Origin of the sequence: Catonella massiliensis (assembly GCF_016651435.1) — a bacterium.
Taxonomy (GTDB): Bacteria; Bacillota; Clostridia; order Lachnospirales; family Lachnospiraceae; genus Catonella; species Catonella massiliensis.
Map to the genome: position 1 here is coordinate 3,005,043 of NZ_JAEPRJ010000001.1, position 19,366 is coordinate 3,024,408.

Genomic DNA, 19,366 nt, shown 5'->3' on the forward strand with positions numbered 1-19,366 from the left:
CTAGGAGGTATATTATGATATTTAAAAGGAAGGCTATAGAAAGGCTTGAAGAATGGAAGAAGAATTATTCAGACAGCTATGCTATATTGCTTGAAGGAGCAAGGCGTGTAGGAAAGTCAACCATTGCAGAAGAATTTGCAAAAAAAGAATATAAATCCTATATCCTTATAGATTTTTCAAAAAGTGCAGAGAATATAATAAGATGCTTTGATGACATAGGAAATCTAAATATATTTTTCCTGAGGCTTCAGGCAGAAACAGGAATCACACTTTATGAGCAGGATTCGTTAATTATATTTGATGAAGTACAGCTTTTTCCAAAAGCAAGGCAGGCTATCAAACATTTGGTAAAAGATGGAAGATACCACTATTTGGAAACAGGCTCACTAATTTCAATTAAGAGAAATGTTAAAGATATTCTGATACCGTCAGAAGAAATGAAATTGCAGATTAATCCTATGGATTATGAAGAGTTCTGTGATGCAGCAGGTTTTAATTATTCACTGCTAAAGCAAGTTTATGAAACCGGGAAAGCGATAGGACAGGACACAAACAGAAAACTGATGAGAGATCTTAGAGTCTATATGGCTGTGGGTGGTATGCCACAGGCAGTAGATGCTTATGTAAAAAGAGAAAATTTTGCAAAAATAGACCAGGTTAAGCGTCAGATTATAGCTCTATACGAAGACGATTTCAGGAAAGTGGATCCATCGGGAAGAATATCGGCAATGTACCATTCCATACCGGCACAGCTGTCAAAAGGAACTAAAAAATACAGAATAACTTCAGCATTAGGAAAAAGGAACAGCTCAAAAATCGAAGAACTATTTTATGAGTTGGTTGATTCTAAAACGGTGTTACCTTGTTACAATGTGACTAATCCAAGGGTAAGTCTTACAGATAGTAAGGATTTTGACAGTTACAAGCTATACCTTGCGGACACCGGTTTGTTTGTTACTCTTATGTTTATTGACAGGGCAGCCGCAGAAAATGAAATATATGGGAAACTGCTTTCGGATAAGCTTCCTGCAAACCTCGGGTACTTGTATGAAAATATGGTGGCTCAGATGATTAATGCCACAGGCAGGGAACTGTATTATCACACTTGGGAAAAGAGCGGAAGTACTCATTATTATGAGGTTGATTTTCTGATTTCAAAAAAGAGTAAAATTTCTGCTTTTGAAGTAAAATCATCGGGTACAGGTAAACATGAATCAATTAAGGAATTTGCAAAAAAATTCTCTGCAAATATAGATGGTCTTTACCTGTTGTCGGGAAAAGATGTCGGTGCAGAGAAAACACTGAAAAAGAAACCACTTTATATGACTCCCTTTATTATTAGCTGAAGGATGGACTAATGATTCCATTTGTGCTGGTTTATCTCTTGGGGCTTGGCAGTTCCATTGTTTTCCAGTCAAATGTACCTGTTGCCATTGCTCTTTGTACACTGACGATTATCTTGGAAACGGTATTATTTGTTACATTCGTAGTAAGGCGTTTTCCAAAGAAAATAAGAGAGGAAATGATATGTCCGTAAATGAAATATCAATAATTTTAGGCATCAGCTACGAATGATAAATTCTAAGCGAGCGCATCATGTTTTTCGTCAACGGAACTATTCTTAAGCAGCATCTTACAGAAAAACCGGAGCGAGTCTGGACATTTATTAGTGGAGGCGTGACTTAGTAGGTCAAACAACACATTAGCCCTACAAATTAGAATTTACAGAGCTAACCCTTATTTTTATTTTAGGAGGTAAAGTAAACATGTTACTGGATAGTGAAAGATATGAGAACGTTATTGCCTATGGTAAGGAAGCCATAAGTAAGCTTGATGAGAACAAGTTAGAGGAGGGTTTTTCTATTGCAGAACAAGGCTGGGAGGCCTTTCCTGAGTCCGGCACAAAGTGGAATCAAGGCTATAATTATGCGAAGACATTTTTTGGCCGTGCAATTAAAAATAACGATATGCCAATTGCAAAACGCTGGTTAGATAGAATGATAGAAAACAATAACACATTACATTTGTTTGATTCTGAAATTGAACATATGGAAGCAAAATATGAATTTGAAGCTGGGAATCTTGATAAAGCGTTTGAGCTATGGCAAAATCTTGTAAAACAAAAGGGAGTTGGGTATAGGTATTTCGAGAACGATGATCCAAAGTATATAGAGTTTTATAAATCAAGAAAATAGATTTATCAGCCAATAACCACTGGGAGTTTATTATGGATAAGAGTTATAATGTCATTAATGAATTTTTAAATAACCCGCAGAATACAGACAGCTTATATGAAAGCGATACAGTCATTGCCATTGATTGGCGAGAGGATGACGAGGATATTGTACAATATTTTAACCACGCCATTGGACATAAGATTTGCGTTCAAATGGAAAATAATAACAAGCCTTATGGTAATGACATTATTTTAACCTATAAGGAAAAGACTGTAAAAATCCCATATGAGGAAAAGAAGGATAGGGACACTACGATAATATGGATAAATGAAGTTATAAAAGAAGATTTTTCCATATGTTTGTTTATCGAGAGTATGGAAGATGATACGCTTTTATTTTGTGTTTTACCAAATGAACAATGGAATAAGCTTGAAAATAAACAAGGGAAAACAAAGCTAAATAAGTATTTTTCTAAAATTACCATTAACAGCAAAATGTTTAGCTTGCGGTATGATGTGGTAGAATACTTAAGACTAAAAAAAATGAATCCTAATGTATCATTTTTTACTTTGGTTTCTTATCTTGAAATGAAGAAAAGAGAGCAAGTTTTGACAGAGAAAAAGAATAAGGGTGAAATCGGGCTAAAAGAGTATTTGCAGGGGAAAAAGGAAATTAAAGCTGAAGAAGAGAAATTTGAAGTTACATTGTTGACGAAAAGAACACATCAATAAATTAGAATTGACCGAGCTCTTTGAGCAAGGGATACTTCTTGTTCGAAGGGCAAGAAGGTGGAGCTTAAAACATCTTGATAAATCGAAATTCAGGTGGAAATTTATGAGTCGAAAAAAGGCAATTTTTCTTTATTTATTAGGAACCTTAGGGCAAATATTGATGATATGTATTATAGTTTTTATATTTCGTAACTTGGGTATTGTTGTAGATTATACTATGCCAATGGGAATGGTTGCTATTGGAATAGGTGGAGTTTCATCTGCTCTATGGGGAACTATTATTGCAGTTATATACAAAAAGTACAGTACGAAGAAAATATTAAAGGATTTTTTCGCTATAAAGCAAAACATCAGCAGTTATTTACTCGTTATTGTGTTCTTGTTTTTGAATTTTTGCTATGTTGCATTTGATGGAAAATTAGCGTTGAATGCGTGGTATATTCCTATTATCTTATTTCTTAAAGCAATCCTTTTTGGTGGGATTGAAGAAGTAGGGTGGAGATATATTTTTCAACCAATTATGATGGAACGCCATAGTTATATTAGTTCAACTTTAATTACTTTTGTTCTATGGGGAATATGGCATTTTGCTTATTTCTACATTGAAGGAACATTGCTACAAGTACAGGTGTTTGGATTTTTGCTTGGATTGTTAACTAATTGCTTTATTTTATCCGCATTATTTATAAAGACAAACAGTTTGTGGATATGTGTGATGACACATTCGTTAATAAATGTTTTCTCACAATTAGCAGTAGGTGGTAATCAAAATATAACTTATGCTTGTAAAATAATTATTATAGTAATGGCAACTGTTCTTTCGATTAGAGAGCAAAATAAAAAAGCAACTAATGTGTCAGGTCTTTAAAGAGCGACAACTTCTAATTTCCTGCTAACATAATTCCTATACTTGGAAACCTACCTTAAGAAAGATACAAATAGTTGCAAGTTTAAAAGACAGACATTTTTATCAAGGAAAAGTTGAAAATTTATTGTATTAAGGCTAGTCATCGCGTAGGTAACTTGGTACAATATATACAAAAGGCATATTAGTGTAGATAAGATAGAGGAATAAGAAATGAGCGAAATCTTAAGAATTGATAGAGAATACGCCACATGGGTACAAGACGTAAGTAAAAGGTTCAAAAGAAGCCAAATAAAGGCTGCCACCGCAGTTAACAGCGAAATGCTTTTGTTGTACTGGAAATTTGCAACAACTTGTTGCAAATTTAGAGGATAACTATATTTTCAGAATTCCTTGGGGAGTTTGTTATGAACGACTGTATAAAAATCCCTTATGAGGAAAATAAGAATAGGAGCACCAAGATAATATAGGGTAAAGCTCCCTTAGATTAAACAAAATACCCCTTGACCTTATAGTAAGCTATAATGATATAAATGGTTCAGGAAGGAGGATGATATGACGATTAAAGAATTTGCCCATATCTGTGGATGCAATCCTCAGACACTTCGTTATTATGATCAAATAGACCTACTGAAACCGGTTAAAGTAGATAGGTGGTCAGGATACCGATATTACGATGAGGAGCAGGCTTATGTTTTTGTCAAAATAAAAAATCTTCAAAAAGCCGGATTTACAATAGATGAGATAAGAGGGCTTCTTGATAAGGATAATCTTGCAATCTGTAGAGCCTTTGACGAGAAAATAGCTAAAGAGGAAAAGAGATTGCAGGAAATCAAAGATATCCGACAGTCATATCAAACTGAAATGAATAATATCAAAGATAAGATTGATGCAGTAAGGAAGAAAATTACAGAAGAAATGCAGGCATACAATCAAACGTCAGAGTTTGGACTACATGCAGATAAGTATGAGGGATTAATCGATAATGTAAATCGCTATCTAGACAATGTGGCTATTTCAAATATTGATAAGTTTGATTATGAAGAATTCCACGAGGGAGAAGATGTGGAAGAGGAAGCTGAATTCTTTAATATGCCTGAAAATGAAGACTATGAGCTTGTCTATGAAAAGCATGATTGGTGCAATATCAAGGATTTTATTGATGAATTTTATAATATTGAAAATGGGAAGGAATACGCATTGCTTGTCAGTGTGAATGAGTCGAAAAAGGCCTATAGTACGGCATTTGCAAGTACTCTAATGGGGCTCATTTTAACAAAAAATCCTGATAAAAACTGTGGTTTTACCTGTAACATAGAGAAATCCAAGGACAATAAAAACCATTTCAGGGTGTTTAAGACTAAAGGATAATAGCTAAATTTGGTAGTGCACAATATAAAACTCGGAAGTAGGTGCAATGTGAACAACAAAGTTATTAAAAAAGAATGTGAAGAGCTATGGGCAAAAAATAAATATTTTGTGTTAAGCAAGTCACATAAGACATATCTTGAGATAAGGGAGTATCTAAAGGAAAAGGAAGTTGATATTTTATATCTGCAAGATAAAATACAAAAAGTACGAGATATGGAAGAAAGTAAGAAAGATTTTAGCAATGCCATTCTCCATATCTGGGGATATTTCAAAAAAGAGGCAAGCGAAAATGAGAAACAAGGATTATTTGATATACTGGAAGAGTATATGGATGGGAAGAAAAGTCAGACCTTTGTCATTGAGTACATCAACGCTTTACTAAAGAAATATCCTAGTAAATATTTACAGGAATCAACTTTATTAACAGGAGAAAACATATGAGACTGTGGCATGAACAACTAATCCCCATATTACCCAAAAATCAGCTTCTCGGACAGCATAGAGAATGTTGTGCCCTTAGGGGTAACGGCTGGCTAAGGAGACATAGAACTGTAGACTATGTATTTTTGTATTCTCCGTATCATCTGTTTTTATACCATTCATTGGTAATGGATGAAATGGAAAAAAGAGGATACAATGTGTCTTCGGAATGGAGGGATAAGAATTATAGAGGAAAGAATGCAGAGAATTATAGTAATCTTGAAGAAAAGACTATAGGTAGTCCAATATACAAAGAGCATAATCCTAAATATCTGGCTGAGTGTATAGAAAACCTCAGAAAGAAGGGGATATTATTAGAAGTGTAGGGGGGATGATTGATTTGCCAAGCCACGAAGATGTTGAGATTTGCAAATGTACTGTGATATAATGAGGCGGAGAAAGAAGGTGAAAAGATGAGCAAGTCAACCACTAAGCTTGCTATTGCATTTGCTTTTAAGGAATTATTGATGGAAAAGCCTCTAAACAAAATAACAATAAATGATATCGCAGAAAAGTGTGAAATGAACCGTCAGACCTTTTATTATCACTTTCATGACATTTTGGAGCTAACAGAATGGATTTGCGAATCGGATGCAGAAAGAGCATTAAGCGAAAATCGTACATATGCGACCTGGCAGGAAGGATTTTTGTCCATCTTCAACATGATAAAAAAAGATAAGAACTTTATTATAAATATTTACCGCAATGTGCCAAGTGACTATCTGCACAGATACTTGTATAAGGCTACATATCAGCTTCTTTACAATGTGTTGGAGGAAAAGGCCAAGGGAATGGTTATCAGAGAAGAAGACAAGGCCTTTATTGCTAACTTTTATAAATATGGCTTTGTAGGCCTTTTGCTGGAATGGATTGACAACGGAATGAAAGATGAGCCCGCACTCATTGTAGAACGCCTAAATTCGCTTATTCAAGGCAATTTTGAACAGGCTCTAAACAATGCAAAACTTAATAAATAAATACGACAAAGACGGTGATTTGTCGTATTTTAACCCAATATCGGGGGATTGTCGTATATGCAGACAATCTCCCGATTTTGTGCATATCATTATCTTAGAATAATGCTTATACTTATGCACATAGAAAACAGATGAGCTAGACAAGGGAGTTTAGTCACAAAATAAATGAAAAGGAGAATACGCCTATGTATTATTCAGCAGGAACTTATGAATCATTTGCAAAGCCGGAGAAACCGGAGGGAGCTGACAGAAAATCAGCCTACATTATAGGAACAGGACTTGCGGGACTTTCTGCAGCATTCTATCTTGTAAGGGATGGACAGGTGAAGGGTGAGAGGATTCATCTCCTTGAGAAGCTGGAGCTTGCAGGAGGCAGCTGCGATGGCAGAAAGGATGTGAGAAAGGGATTTTACATGAGGGGTGGAAGAGAGATGGACAACCACTTTGAGTGTATGTGGGACATGTACAGAGATGTGCCTTCCATAGAAAATCCTGAAATATCGGTGCTTGACGAGTATTATTGGCTAAATAAACACGATCCGAACTACTCGCTTTGCAGAGCCTCTGAAAAACGTGGACAGGATGCGCATACAGATAAAAAATTTACACTTGATAAGAAGTCTCAGATGGCACTTACCAAGCTGTTTATGACACCGGAGAAGGAGCTTGAAGACAAGAAAATAAGTGAGGTTCTGCCGGACTCTTTCTGGGAAACTAATTTCTGGCTGTACTGGCAGACCATGTTCGCATTTCAAAGATGGTCATCTGCGCTTGAGATGAAGAGATATCTGTGCAGATTCTGCCACCATATAGATGGGCTTCCTGACTTTACAGCACTTCGTTTTACAAAGTACAATCAGTATGAAAGTATGATACTTCCACTTGTAAAATATCTTGAAAATCACGGAGTAAAGGTAGAATACGGCATAGATGTTAAAAATGTTATCATTAAGGATGAGGGTGGAAGAAAGGTTGCTACTCAGATTGTATACGAGAAGAATGGAGAGACGGATCGAATAGACCTTGTAGAGGATGATTTGGTATTCATTACCAATGGCTGCTGTACGGATACCTCCTGCTATGGAGACCAGAATACCGTGCCTGATATAAGCAATGTGAAGAATGGCGTGGGTGAGTCATGGGATTTGTGGAAAAATATCGCATCTCAGGCTAAAAACGGTGAATATGGCAATCCTGATAAGTTCTGCAGTGATGTTGAAGCCACCAACTGGATGAGTGCAACAGTTGAAACCTCAGATGAGGAAATCATCCAAAGGATAATCAGCATATGTAAGAGAGATCCAAGGGAAGGAAAGGTTACCACAGGCGGCATAGTAACTGTAAAGGACAGTACGGATAATTGGTACCTGTCCTGGACTATCAACCGCCAGCCACAGTTTAAGTCTCAGAATAAGGATACTGTTTTGATTTGGGTATATGCACTTACTACCAATAAAGAAGGAAACTATGTCAAGAAGGCTATGCGTGACTGCACAGGTGAAGAGGTGTGCAGAGAGTGGCTGTATCACATAGGAGCCCCGCTTGATAAGATAGACGAATGGGCAAAGAACCGCTGTAATACCACCACCTGCTTCATGCCTTATATCAATGCCTTCTTCCAGCCAAGAAAGGAAAAGGACAGACCGCTTGTAGTCCCTAAGGGAGCAGTCAACTTCGCATTTCTTGGACAGTTCACAGAGACACCAAGAGACACTATATTTACTACAGAATACTCTATCCGTACCGGAATGGAGGCTGTATATACTCTTCTTAATGTTGATAGAGGTGTGCCGGAAGTATGGGGCTCAAAGTATGACATAAGAGAGCTTCTAAGGGCTGCTTACTATGCAATCGACAAGAAGAAACTGTCTGAACTTCCTTTGTCATTTAAAGAAAAAATTGCTCTAAAGATTGCGCTTAACGTAGCAAAGGGAACTGATGTCGAGATTCTCCTAAGGGAGAGTGGGCTGATAGAATAAAGGTTCGTGAAATAAACAGGATATACGACTGTCTCTAAACCAATGTACCTTAATGTACAGTGGTGCAGAGCCTGAATTTATAGAAGGTGACATATTTAAAATCATTATTCCGCTGTCTGTTGGTTCGATGACAAAGGTAGACCCAGAGACTTCGCCTGTAGCAAGCAGAAATATATAAAGGCATAAACAATAAGTAAAAAGCTCGGATTAGCTCCGAGCTTTTTTTATGGGTGCGCATAGCGGTGCACATTTCTAACGGGTGCAGTCCCGAATCCGCCCGGTAGTGGGAAGGATGTGCCGAAAGCAAGGGCGCCTATGGTGACCTCGAATCTGAGGGAAGCTGGATATGAGGCAGATAGATGTAGAGGAAGAAAAGTGTAGTGCAACTTCTGAAATATATAAGACGAAAAATAATACGTTTCAATTATTTATTATTTAAAATAGCTAAAATATCAACTAAAGAATAAATAAAGGTAAAAATGCATATAATATATAAAATTATGCGTCAATAAATGTACTAAAAACACAAAAATTAATATTGACACGTTTTAATTAATGTCTTATAATGAACCTATGATGTTAAACTTATTTTAGATCATAGGAGGTAAAGCATGAAAAAAGTATTAGCGGTTGCACTATCAGTAACTATGGGGTTATCTTTAATGGCCTGTAGTAATAACTCGTCATCTAAGTCGTCAACAGGTGCGGAAAAAGCTTCATCAACAGCTTCAACAGTAAAATCCAAGACATCTTCCACTGCAGAAAATGGAACAGAGCTAAAGGGAGATATTGAATATTGGTCAAGCTGGAGTGAAACTGAGGCTCAGGCACTTGCATTAAGGGAAGCGGCAGATGAATTTACAAAAGCAAACCCTGGAGTGAAAATCAACTTTACATTTAATGGGCGTGATAACAGGAACTTAGTTGGTTCAGCAGTGGCTGCCGGAACCAAAATTACAATGATGGATGCAAATGCGGATAATATAAAATCAATGTGGTCAGATATGACAATGGATTTAACTCCATTCTTCGAAAAGACATATGCATCAACTGATGGAAAAAAATATGTTGATAGAATTATGCCAAGCATGTCTGGATTGTCAGCATCATTGTTTGATGGGAAGTATTCATATTTTCCTTATGCACCTCAAGCTTTTATGATATTCTGTAATAAGAATATCTTTGATGAATGTGGTATTACAAAGTATCCTGAAACCTGGGCTGAGTTAATGGATGCTTGTGAAAAAATAAAAGCAAAAGGCTATATCCCGGTTACTACTGATAATGGATATGCAACGAGCTGGGTGGGGTACTATCTGAGCCGTCTGCTTGGCAATGAAGAAGTAGAAAAATTAAGCAATGACCCAAAAGCTTGGAGCAATCCAAAGGTTCTAGAGGCAGCCAAGGCTATCGAAGAAATGGCTAAGAAGGGTTACTTTGATCCGGTTATTGAAACAAATACATACCCAAATGCACAGCAGAGTATGGTTATAAATGAAAAAATCGCAATGTACATTAATGGAACCTGGTTACCAAACGAAGTAAGTGAATCAACTCCTGAAAACTTTAAGTGGGGATCTTTTGCTTTCCCAACTGTTGAAGGTGGTGTTGATGACCAGACAGCAGGCTGTTATAGTAGTTACGGTATTGCTATCAACAAAACAGCAACTGCTGAAGAAGCTGAAGCAGCAGCTGCTTTTGGAGTGTATGTTACCACAGCATTTGACCAGAAATTCTCAGATTCTGCAAATGCTATTCCTGTAAGTGTTGATGGCGTATGGCCTGATAGTTTGAAGGATGCACAGCAGGTTATGGCTAAATATACAAAAAGATATCCATCTCAGACTTCTCTGATACTAAATAGTAATAGTAAGCAGATTATTGCAGACGCCTGCCTTAAACTCATGGGCGGAAGTATAACAGCTGAGAAGTTTGTAGAAATGGCATCTAAGTTCTAATTTGTGATTGTTGTGAAAGATAATCAATGCCATTAGCATAAGGTACAAAATTGCTGTGGCTTTTAATTAGAAAAAATAAAGATTTGTTAAAGGCAAAGGGGATAGACCTTTGCCTTTTTCTAAAAAGGGGGCTTTTATGAAACAAACGAAGAGGTCGGTTTTGATTTTTATGATGCCGGCTGTGGTTCTTATGATAGTTATTTTTTTATATCCAACTTTAAGAACAATTATCATGAGTATGTTCAATGCAAAAAGTGTTACTACTCCACTTGCAGATTGGAAGTTCGTCGGATTTGACAATTTTATTAAATTGATTGAAACACCATTATTTGTAAGGTCGATGGCAAATATAGGGAAAATATGGATATACAATGGAATTGCAACACTAGTCTTATCTATGTTATTCGCACTTGCTTTTACGAAAGACATTCGATTCAAAAAATTTTTTAGGACAATAGTGTACCTCCCAAATGTTATTGCAGCTATTGCAGTAGGTTATATGTGGCTGCTTTATGTTTATAACAGTAGATTTGGATTGCTTACTACCACATTTTCAAAACTAGGGCTGACAAAACTCGCGGAATTTCAGTGGCTTAGTTCGGATAATATGTTTTTATCAATGTGTATTGCCAATGTGTTTGGCAATGTCGGATATTTTATGATGATGTTTATAGCAGGCATTGAAAAGATTCCAACGGATTATTTTGAAGCGGCCTCCTTGGAAGGTGCAACAGGATCTCAACGATTTTGGCATATTATTTTCCCATTAACTAAGGGTGTTTTGAGGACGGCAATTGTACTGTGGACAACAAGGACAATGGGCTTTTTTGCGTTATCTCAGGTATTTGCCGGTGTAAATACATATACTCCTATGCTCTTTACATATCAGACTTTGTTTGGAACAGAAGTTGCGTCAGAATCAATTAACGCAGGAATGGCAGCGGCAGCAGCTGTATTAATGACAGTAATTGTAGTATTTGTTTCACTGATTTTAAATCGTGCAATCAAAGATGAAAGCTATGATATGTAGGAGGGTGATATGATGAGAAAGAATAATAGAGTAACAAATTTTCGCTGGCGAAAAGAAGTCCGTCTATTACCTTGTTATATAAGCGGACTCGTATGGTCGTTTTTTACGATTTTTATGATTGGTTGGATTGTGGCAGCCTCTCTGTCATCAACAAAAGAAGTTTTCACGGGGAATGTACTGGCTACAGGGTTGCATATTGAGAATTATACGAAAGCATTTTTTAGGAATAAAGCATTAATGAACTTATTAAACTCAGTGATTTATACAGTTCCATCATGCTTTCTTGCAATTATTGTGAGTGCGCCTGCGGCATATTGTCTAACGAGATTTAAGTTCAGGTTTAGCGGATTGATTAAAAAGAGTATTGTTACTGCACTTGGCATTCCTGGAATTATGATTGTTATGCCATTATTTTCGATTGTAAGTACACTTAAATTGGGTGGAACCCATTTAACACTGATATTTATATATACTGCTACTTCGGTACCATATACTACTTTTTTCCTTATGGCGTTTTTTCAGGGAATATCTGAAGCTTACGAGGAAGCAGCAGCAATCGATGGTTGCGGACCGATACAGTGTTTTTGGAGGATTATGTTTCCTCTAGCTCAACCTGCGGTTATGACTGTGACTATTTTTAACTTTATAAGTAGATGGAATGAATATTTCATGGCACTTATTTTTGCTAATAAATCAGAGCTTCGTCCTGTTGGCGTAGGTCTGTACCAAACAGTTCAGTCTATGATGCAATCAGGAGATTGGGCTGGAATGTTTGCTTCAGTGGTTATTGTATTTATGCCAACAGTAATAATATACTTATTCCTCTCAGACAAAATTGTAGTTGGAGTAACTTCCGGTGGTGTTAAGGGCTAATTTTATTAAATATAGAGGTAATAAAATGCATTATAATAATGTTAGATTTGGAATTTTTACGGATTTACATCTGGATATTATGCATGATGGAAGGGCTAGATTAAATGCATTTATTGATCAGATGGAGAAAGAAAATGTTGACTTTATAATACAATTGGGAGATTTTTGCTATCCTGAAGATACGAGCAAGTGCCTTTGCTCAGAAGAGAATCTTCCGGTTAATCTTAAAAATGCAATGACAACTCCGATTGACGTTCCTAAAATTGAATTGTTAGAGAAGTTCAACCATTTCTCCAAACCTCATTATCATGTACTTGGAAATCACGAGCTTGATTTTTGTTCAAAAAAACAGGCAATGAAGCTTTATGGAATGGAAAATCGATTTTATTCATTTACATGCAAAGGCTGGAAGTTTATTGTGTTGGATGGAAACAATTTTAAAACAGAAAGTGGAGAGTTTAAGGACTACTATTACGGGGACTATTTTGATTCAAAGGATCTTCCGTATATTGATCCTGAACAAATGAGCTGGCTTGAAAAAGAATTGTTCTCAGACGAAATGCCTGTGGTTATATTTTCGCATCAGCCTCTCAATAAAAGTTCAAGAGGAATAAAAAATGCTGATGAATTATTGGACTTGTTTGACAATGTAAACAAAAATGGTAAGAGGGTCTATTTATGCATAAATGGACATACGCATGTAGATGTCTATACTGAATGCAATGGGGTAGGATACTATACACTAAATAGCATGTCTAACCATTGGATAGGAAAGGATTTTGCTAAACATAGATTTTCAAATGAAATTGAATCGTCATTTCCAAATCTACAATACACCTTTCCATACAAAAAACCATTATATGCTGTGGTGGAATTGGACAGCAAAAGGGCTTATATTAAAGGAAAGACAGGAGAATTTTTTGAGCCTGGTCCAGTAGATATGGGATGTAAGCAAGAGTTGAGTGCTTCTATTTGCGATAGAGAAATAATATGGTAAGCTTGGTTTGTATAAGTGGCTTATGGTCGATTAGGGAGGAAATATGGAATTAAAATTTACAGGCATAGGGGCAGCGTACTATCCCGTGCTTGGCAGCAACTGCGCGTTCTTCGAGCATGGAGGATGTTTATATTTAATTGATTGTGGAGAAAGCACTTTCAAGTCAATGTACTCAAGGAATGAAATATATCATTATGATAAAATTACTGTACTAATAACGCACCTTCATGCAGACCATATAGGCAGTTTGGGTTCTTTACTTTCATTCTGTAATATTGTGCTTCATAAAAAAGTTCTACTGGCCGCAGAAGAAGATACCATTGTGCATATTTTGTCTCAAAGCGGGGTTCAGCCGGATATGTATGAATTTACAACAGACTTTAGTAAATGTGAAACAGAAGGCCTTAGAATAAAAGTACAGAGGGTTGTTCACGCTAAGGACATGTTGTGTTGTGGTTTTGTGTTTGATTGTGATGGGGAGAAGACGTATTACAGTGGAGATACAAGTATTATACCTGAAAATATTTTAAACATGTTTCTGTCTGGAGAGATAAAAACTATGTACCAGGAATGCACATATTTAGATACAGATAGTATATCTCATTTTTCACTTAAAAAATTGAGTGAATTGATTCAGGTTAATGAAAGAAATCGTATTTACTGTATGCATTTGGGTGATGATATAAAAGATGATATTATGAGGGCTGGTTTCCGTATTCCTGAAGTGGTTTGATTTGTTATTATTTGAGACAAAGAATAAATAGCTAATTCACAATCAGATTGTGATTAGTGAATGGACATTTATATGATTGAAATTTTGGAGGAAAAATGGAATGAATAATACACTTCATTTATTCAATAATGATGCTGTTCAGATTGCTGCACATCGGGGGACTGCCGGTGCTAACATTCCTTGTAATACAATTACTGCATTTGATATTGCTTTACGAGGCGGGGCATCTATATTGGAAATGGATCTTTTTAAAAGTGCAGATGGTGAGATTTTTATTTTTCATACAGGGAAAGAGCCGTATCAGTTAAACAAAGATATTGACCTTACTCAACTAAGCAGTAAAGAGATTAGACAATTAAGATTGATTAATGTTGATTTCAATGCGACACAATGGGGAATTAATACATTTGACGAGGTACTTGAACACTTTAAAGGACGTTGTATTTTGAACCTTGATAGGATTGGTACTTGCATATCTGATGTGATTAAAATTGTTGAACGACACAATATGAGAGAGCAAATTCTCTTAAAACATGCACCGACCAAGAAAGTTCTTAAAATTATTGAGGAAATTGCTCCCTCGTATATGTTCATGCCTATATATATGGAGGAAGACACTGCATCAGAGATGGTTGAAAACATGAATATAAACTATATTGGAGCAGAATTAGTATTTAAAACTGAACAGTCTCCTGTAATTCAACCTGAGTATATTGATCAGATGAAGAAGAAAGGGAAGATTCTTTGGGGGAATGCAGTTTTATATGATTTTAAGATACCACTTTCTGCGGGGCATACCGATGATATTTCACTCATTGAAAGTCCTGAAAAGGGCTGGGGATGGTTGGTCGACCATGGATTTGACATTATTCAAACTGATTGGACATATCAATGTTGTAAGTATCTTAAAGACAGAGGGATTAATAAGTGAAGAGAATGCTAAAAACATTGAGCTATATCAATATTTAAGTGAAAAAGTTGTTATTATTATATTTTCATGAGATAATGTATTCTAATCATTTTATGTTGTTAAATAACAAAATATAAGATTCTTTACAAGCAGAATTTTTGTACTTGTAAAATAGATTGGAGTGTAACGCATGGCAACTATTAAAGATATAGCAAAAGAAGCAAAAGTATCTCCTGCAACTGTCTCAAATGTCTTGAATGGGAAGGATAATGTTAGTAGTGATAAAATACAGAGAGTTATGCAGGTTGTTGAGGAGATGGGATATGCTATTAATGAAAAAGCGCAAAATCTTCGTAAAGGGGCGGCAAAGGTTTTAGCAGTTGTAGTACCTAATATATACGATAAGACATATATAGATTTTTTCTCTAATTTTAAGGATTATGCTGAACGAAGAGAGTATGTAGTGGATTTGTATATTACAAATGATAATGGTGATTATGAAAAAAAGCAAATTCAAAGAATCAAATCCAGGATGACAGAAGGGGTAGCTGTTTTTACTTCAATATCCGATGGAAGTAAGCCCTACTTTGAAGCTGGATTTTCGAAAGAGGACGTGATTTTTATCTCGTGCAAGCAATCCTATAGCAGTAAATTTATAGGCTATGACGGTAGACAGGTTGGTGAAAATATTGCAAAAAGAGTTTTGAGTGGAGGGTACAAGAAGGTCGCACTTTTAACAGGACCATTGACTAACACCAGTAAAAAAGAATTTTACGATAGTTTTTTTGAAAGAATAAATAATTCTGACAAAATCAGTGAAATATATGGGTTGATTACTACTGAACAGTGTAGCCATCAAAGTGTAGTAAAAATTTTTACTCACATGTGTCCGGACGTAGTAGTAACAGATAGTCTATCACTGGCAGAGATAATTAAAGCTGTCTACCAGAACTTTTACAGCAACAATCCGATGGATATTATTTCGCTTTCTCCCGTATATACAGTCCCAGAAATGGATATTATTAAATACGAGATTGATTATAGAAAGATGGGAATTGAAGCAGCCTCGTATTTGATTAATCGCAATTGGGAAAGTAGTAATGAGATAATTATACAACCCAAAGGTTTTTCCGATTGGCAAAGACTAAGAGCAAATAGCGAAGAGAAAGTATTAAATGTCTTGTCCATTGGAAGCCCTACGACAAGTGCTCTTAAAACTGTGGTTAATCTTTATGAATATAATACAGGAGTAAAAATACGGATTACTGAATTACACTCAGAAAGTATGTATGACCTTATGAAGAATTGGGGACCTGAACTATCTTATGATATTGTTCGTATGGGTAAGGACTGGTTTCCAAATTTTGGCAAGTTGGTATTTGAGCCTCTCTCTAGTATTGACCGAGAGATAACAAGTGTTTTAGATGGATATCTACCTAATGCGCTGAGAAACTATGCTTATTTAGATGAGGAGATTTATGCTCTTCCAGGAACACCAAGTATACAATTGTTATTCTACAGAAAGGATTTGTTTGAGGATACCAGAGTAAAAAGATTGTATTATGAGATGTATAAACAGACTTTAGAAGTGCCGAAGACTTTTGAAGAGTATAATCAAATAGCCCGGTTTTTCACTAGAAGATTTAATAACGAATCTCCGGTTGAATACGGATGTACATTTACATCAGGAGAACCGGAACTTGTGGGAGTAGAGTTTCTAATGCGTTATTTCAGTCATTCTGAGACTTTGATTGATGAGAAAGGTGATATTTTCTACAGTATAGAAGCCGCAGAAAAAGCACTTAAAGAGACCTCAGATTCATGGAATTGCTCTTCTAAAGAAAAACACATGTGGTGGACTGATACAGCTAAAGAATTTGCCGAAGGTAATACGGCAATGAGTATTCATATGATAAATCATGTTAGTGGATTTGTTGGTACCGATTCAAAAGTTAGGGGTAAATTAGGATGGAGTGTAGTACCGGGTAATAACCCTATGTTAGGGGGCAGTGTACTTGGAATTTCCAAGTATTCAAATAATAAAGAAGAAGCACTTAGATTTTTGAAGTGGCTTAGTCGTGATGATATTGGTACAGCAACAGTATTACTTGGTGGAATGTCAGCCAAAAATGCAGCCTATGATGATGCTGAAGTAAATAATTCATATCCTTGGCTGGACTATGCTAAAAAGTGCTTTGAGAATTCACGGGGTAATTATTGCCCTACAAAAGACGGAGAAAAAGTAGTGTTAAAAGAATTACAAAATCTGTTAGGTTTAGCAGTTAGAGAAGGAATAATGGGCAATATAGACATGGATAATGTGATTAAATTTGCACGTTCTTCCTACGAAAGAATAAAGAAGAAAAGAAATGATAAATTTTAGGAGGTTAGAGGTGCAGGAATCTATTTATAAGACTGAAAAGTATCGTTATACAGCGATAAGACTGATTAAAGATAAACGTGGGATTTTTGGAATACCCCAAATCAATATTAGTGCTGACTTTGAATGTGAAATCACGAAGGATAAAGGATTATATTATGAAACAGATGGAGAGATAGTCTTTTATATAAAACATTTTATTTTAAAAGATGCTTGTTTGATTTCCATAGAAGTAGAACAAGACGAGAATTATGAACTTAAACATGTTTTATGTGAAGGCAAGTATATTAAGTTTGATCATATTAATAGTTGTTGGAAATTTCAAATTGAAATTAGTGGTTTGACAGGTCCAACAAGAACCTTGTTTGCGCATACTATTTTGAGAGAAGACGGTATTACTCTCAGGGTTGAGGAAAATGATATAGGAAGGTGTGCCGGAAAGTATAGTAAAGATACATATCCACAAATTCAGATTGAAGCAGCTAGTCATTACTCTTTTGCTGCGCGGGAGGTGTTAAGGCGTATGGGGGTAGCAAGATACCTTCACAATAACAGTCTAGGATATCTCCTGTTATTGGGATTTGAAACATGTAATGAACTTCATCCTGATTTTCCACCTCATTGGCATTTGATATTTAGATGGCCTTATTTTTGTGGCTCACAGGCGCCTCATATTTATATTGATGACGAAGGTAGAATGACACACAATGTAATGTATATTGATGGAATTAGTGGCGTTTGTAGAAAATATCAAGTTGATGAATGGTGTAAGTTTGTCGACATGTATGGAGCGAATGTCCTTGCCTTTCGTGTCGTTGAAGATGGAGGGATGGAGTTAACAACTCCGGGAGGAAACGTATATAAGATATCATCCTATAATAAAGAGTATGGTGTAAAAGTATATTGTAGTAACAGTTACTTGGGGCATGTAGTATTGAAAAATGATACAGACAAAGGAAAACTTCAAGTTTTTTGGAATGATGAGGAGCGTAGTGAGGATTCATATGCAGAAAGCGTTGAATACGACCCATATACCGGAGCTATTGTTAAAACAGAAATAATGCATGAACATAAGGGGCTGATATAATGGAAGAGTATTTAATGAATGATGGGGTATTCTTATTTCAACTGATATGCGCAGGACTTTGTGGTATGGCGGTAGGTATAGAGAGACAGAGCCGTATGAAGTCTGCAGGAGTAAGAACTCATTTTGTAGTAGCCATGGCATCGGCACTTATGATGATAGTTTCTAAATATGGTTTTTTGGACGTTATCATCATCAATGGCGCAAGTGTGGATGTATCCAGAGTAGCTGCAGGTATAATATCTGGTATAGGTATACTTGGTGGAGGACTTGTTTTAATAGGGAAGCAGGGACTTGTAAGTGGTATGACAACAGCAGCAGGAATATGGATGACCGTAGGTATAGGTATGGCGATGGGAGCAAGGATGTATGTGTTGGGTTTTGAAGGAACAATACTTATTCTCCTAATGCAATATCTCTTTCATAAAAAGTTTGCAATGTTTAAAGAGCCTTTAAGAGCCCAGGCTATAATTTCAGTTGGGGGTGTAAATGAGAATGTAGATGCAGTAATGAAGGAATTGGAAGAAATGGGGATGGAAGTGAGCAGAATAAAGATTGAAAAGAGAGACGCAAGTTCGTTTCAGTTGAAATGCGATGTAATACTTCCCAAAATGATGGAAAGAAGTGATTTTATGGGAATTATGGCTAAGATGAATGCTCTTATTTCTTATGAAATTTAATAGAGGTTTATAAAAAGAGAGAGTGTTTGAGAGCTTTGTGCTTGTGTTCTGATAGGGATACCGGTATAGTTTTAATTTTTTTTAAGGTATCGAGATTGATTTTGTAAAATCATGATACAATAGAGTATATGAAATGTACTG

General features: G+C 36.0%; 19 protein-coding genes. All 19 read left to right on the forward strand.

Annotated features, from left to right (window positions below; genetic code table 11):
• Positions 1 to 14 precede the first annotated feature (14 nt).
• The 19 genes from JJN12_RS13510 (at position 15) to JJN12_RS13600 (ending at position 19,225) form a co-directional block, all read left to right on the forward strand.
• A complete protein-coding gene (locus JJN12_RS13510) occupies positions 15 to 1,346 on the forward strand; it encodes an ATP-binding protein (protein WP_208430175.1) in 1,332 nt (443 codons plus the stop codon).
• An 11-nt stretch (positions 1,347 to 1,357) separates the two neighbouring features.
• Positions 1,358 to 1,537 carry a hypothetical protein gene (locus JJN12_RS13515; protein WP_236013807.1) on the forward strand — a complete coding sequence of 60 codons (180 nt, stop codon included), beginning with the start codon at positions 1,358 to 1,360 and terminating at the stop codon, positions 1,535 to 1,537.
• A gap of 229 nt (positions 1,538 to 1,766) precedes the next feature.
• Positions 1,767 to 2,195 carry a hypothetical protein gene (locus JJN12_RS13520; RefSeq protein ID WP_208430176.1) on the forward strand — a complete coding sequence of 143 codons (429 nt, stop codon included), beginning with the start codon at positions 1,767 to 1,769 and terminating at the stop codon, positions 2,193 to 2,195.
• A gap of 32 nt (positions 2,196 to 2,227) precedes the next feature.
• Entirely contained in the window at positions 2,228 to 2,908 is a 681-nt protein-coding gene (locus tag JJN12_RS13525; protein WP_208430177.1) for a hypothetical protein, read from the forward strand.
• 103 nt (positions 2,909 to 3,011) lie between these two features.
• Positions 3,012 to 3,776, forward strand: a complete 765-nt coding sequence (locus JJN12_RS13530) for a CPBP family intramembrane glutamic endopeptidase (protein ID WP_208430178.1) — start codon at positions 3,012 to 3,014, stop codon at positions 3,774 to 3,776.
• Between the two features lie 552 nt (positions 3,777 to 4,328).
• Entirely contained in the window at positions 4,329 to 5,144 is an 816-nt protein-coding gene (locus JJN12_RS13535; RefSeq protein WP_208430179.1) for a helix-turn-helix domain-containing protein, read from the forward strand.
• A gap of 48 nt (positions 5,145 to 5,192) precedes the next feature.
• Positions 5,193 to 5,585, forward strand: coding sequence for a YbgA family protein (locus tag JJN12_RS13540; RefSeq protein ID WP_208430180.1), 393 nt, complete (start codon positions 5,193 to 5,195; stop codon positions 5,583 to 5,585).
• Positions 5,582 to 5,950: a TIGR02328 family protein gene (locus JJN12_RS13545; RefSeq protein ID WP_208430181.1), complete on the forward strand. Its 369-nt coding sequence runs from the start codon at positions 5,582 to 5,584 to the stop codon at positions 5,948 to 5,950. Before JJN12_RS13540 ends, JJN12_RS13545 begins: the two co-directional genes overlap by 4 nt.
• An 87-nt stretch (positions 5,951 to 6,037) precedes the next feature.
• Positions 6,038 to 6,601, forward strand: coding sequence for a TetR/AcrR family transcriptional regulator (locus JJN12_RS13550; protein WP_208430182.1), 564 nt, complete (start codon positions 6,038 to 6,040; stop codon positions 6,599 to 6,601).
• 185 nt (positions 6,602 to 6,786) lie between these two features.
• Positions 6,787 to 8,580, forward strand: a complete 1,794-nt coding sequence (locus JJN12_RS13555; RefSeq protein ID WP_208430183.1) for an oleate hydratase — start codon at positions 6,787 to 6,789, stop codon at positions 8,578 to 8,580.
• 611 nt (positions 8,581 to 9,191) lie between these two features.
• On the forward strand, positions 9,192 to 10,538 hold the full coding sequence (locus JJN12_RS13560) for an ABC transporter substrate-binding protein (protein ID WP_208430184.1): 1,347 nt from the start codon (positions 9,192 to 9,194) through the stop codon (positions 10,536 to 10,538).
• A gap of 136 nt (positions 10,539 to 10,674) precedes the next feature.
• A complete protein-coding gene (locus JJN12_RS13565) occupies positions 10,675 to 11,568 on the forward strand; it encodes a carbohydrate ABC transporter permease (RefSeq protein ID WP_208430185.1) in 894 nt (297 codons plus the stop codon).
• A gap of 12 nt (positions 11,569 to 11,580) precedes the next feature.
• Entirely contained in the window at positions 11,581 to 12,441 is an 861-nt protein-coding gene (locus JJN12_RS13570) for a carbohydrate ABC transporter permease (protein ID WP_208430416.1), read from the forward strand.
• Positions 12,442 to 12,466: 25 nt separating this feature from the next.
• Entirely contained in the window at positions 12,467 to 13,438 is a 972-nt protein-coding gene (locus JJN12_RS13575; protein WP_208430186.1) for a metallophosphoesterase family protein, read from the forward strand.
• Positions 13,439 to 13,481: 43 nt separating this feature from the next.
• Positions 13,482 to 14,171 carry an MBL fold metallo-hydrolase gene (locus JJN12_RS13580; protein ID WP_208430187.1) on the forward strand — a complete coding sequence of 230 codons (690 nt, stop codon included), beginning with the start codon at positions 13,482 to 13,484 and terminating at the stop codon, positions 14,169 to 14,171.
• Positions 14,172 to 14,271: 100 nt separating this feature from the next.
• Positions 14,272 to 15,102: a glycerophosphodiester phosphodiesterase family protein gene (locus tag JJN12_RS13585; RefSeq protein ID WP_208430188.1), complete on the forward strand. Its 831-nt coding sequence runs from the start codon at positions 14,272 to 14,274 to the stop codon at positions 15,100 to 15,102.
• Between the two features lie 169 nt (positions 15,103 to 15,271).
• The gene (locus JJN12_RS13590; RefSeq protein WP_208430189.1) at positions 15,272 to 17,464 is read left to right on the forward strand and encodes an extracellular solute-binding protein; all 2,193 of its coding nucleotides are present in this window, start codon (positions 15,272 to 15,274) and stop codon (positions 17,462 to 17,464) included.
• A 10-nt stretch (positions 17,465 to 17,474) separates the two neighbouring features.
• Positions 17,475 to 18,548 carry a hypothetical protein gene (locus JJN12_RS13595; protein ID WP_208430190.1) on the forward strand — a complete coding sequence of 358 codons (1,074 nt, stop codon included), beginning with the start codon at positions 17,475 to 17,477 and terminating at the stop codon, positions 18,546 to 18,548.
• The gene (locus tag JJN12_RS13600; protein ID WP_208430191.1) at positions 18,548 to 19,225 is read left to right on the forward strand and encodes an MgtC/SapB family protein; all 678 of its coding nucleotides are present in this window, start codon (positions 18,548 to 18,550) and stop codon (positions 19,223 to 19,225) included. The genes JJN12_RS13595 and JJN12_RS13600 overlap by 1 nt, the downstream gene beginning before the upstream one ends.
• The last annotated feature ends 141 nt before the right edge of the window (positions 19,226 to 19,366 follow it).

Coding starts and splice junctions, on each gene's coding strand:
- JJN12_RS13510 (WP_208430175.1), top strand. CDS start 15: ATGATATTTAAAAGGAAGGCTATAGAAAGGCTTGAAGAATGGAAGAAG.
- JJN12_RS13515 (WP_236013807.1), top strand. CDS start 1,358: ATGATTCCATTTGTGCTGGTTTATCTCTTGGGGCTTGGCAGTTCCATT.
- JJN12_RS13520 (WP_208430176.1), top strand. CDS start 1,767: ATGTTACTGGATAGTGAAAGATATGAGAACGTTATTGCCTATGGTAAG.
- JJN12_RS13525 (WP_208430177.1), top strand. CDS start 2,228: ATGGATAAGAGTTATAATGTCATTAATGAATTTTTAAATAACCCGCAG.
- JJN12_RS13530 (WP_208430178.1), top strand. CDS start 3,012: ATGAGTCGAAAAAAGGCAATTTTTCTTTATTTATTAGGAACCTTAGGG.
- JJN12_RS13535 (WP_208430179.1), top strand. CDS start 4,329: ATGACGATTAAAGAATTTGCCCATATCTGTGGATGCAATCCTCAGACA.
- JJN12_RS13545 (WP_208430181.1), top strand. CDS start 5,582: ATGAGACTGTGGCATGAACAACTAATCCCCATATTACCCAAAAATCAG.
- JJN12_RS13550 (WP_208430182.1), top strand. CDS start 6,038: ATGAGCAAGTCAACCACTAAGCTTGCTATTGCATTTGCTTTTAAGGAA.
- JJN12_RS13555 (WP_208430183.1), top strand. CDS start 6,787: ATGTATTATTCAGCAGGAACTTATGAATCATTTGCAAAGCCGGAGAAA.
- JJN12_RS13560 (WP_208430184.1), top strand. CDS start 9,192: ATGAAAAAAGTATTAGCGGTTGCACTATCAGTAACTATGGGGTTATCT.
- JJN12_RS13565 (WP_208430185.1), top strand. CDS start 10,675: ATGAAACAAACGAAGAGGTCGGTTTTGATTTTTATGATGCCGGCTGTG.
- JJN12_RS13570 (WP_208430416.1), top strand. CDS start 11,581: ATGAGAAAGAATAATAGAGTAACAAATTTTCGCTGGCGAAAAGAAGTC.
- JJN12_RS13575 (WP_208430186.1), top strand. CDS start 12,467: ATGCATTATAATAATGTTAGATTTGGAATTTTTACGGATTTACATCTG.
- JJN12_RS13580 (WP_208430187.1), top strand. CDS start 13,482: ATGGAATTAAAATTTACAGGCATAGGGGCAGCGTACTATCCCGTGCTT.
- JJN12_RS13585 (WP_208430188.1), top strand. CDS start 14,272: ATGAATAATACACTTCATTTATTCAATAATGATGCTGTTCAGATTGCT.
- JJN12_RS13590 (WP_208430189.1), top strand. CDS start 15,272: ATGGCAACTATTAAAGATATAGCAAAAGAAGCAAAAGTATCTCCTGCA.
- JJN12_RS13600 (WP_208430191.1), top strand. CDS start 18,548: ATGGAAGAGTATTTAATGAATGATGGGGTATTCTTATTTCAACTGATA.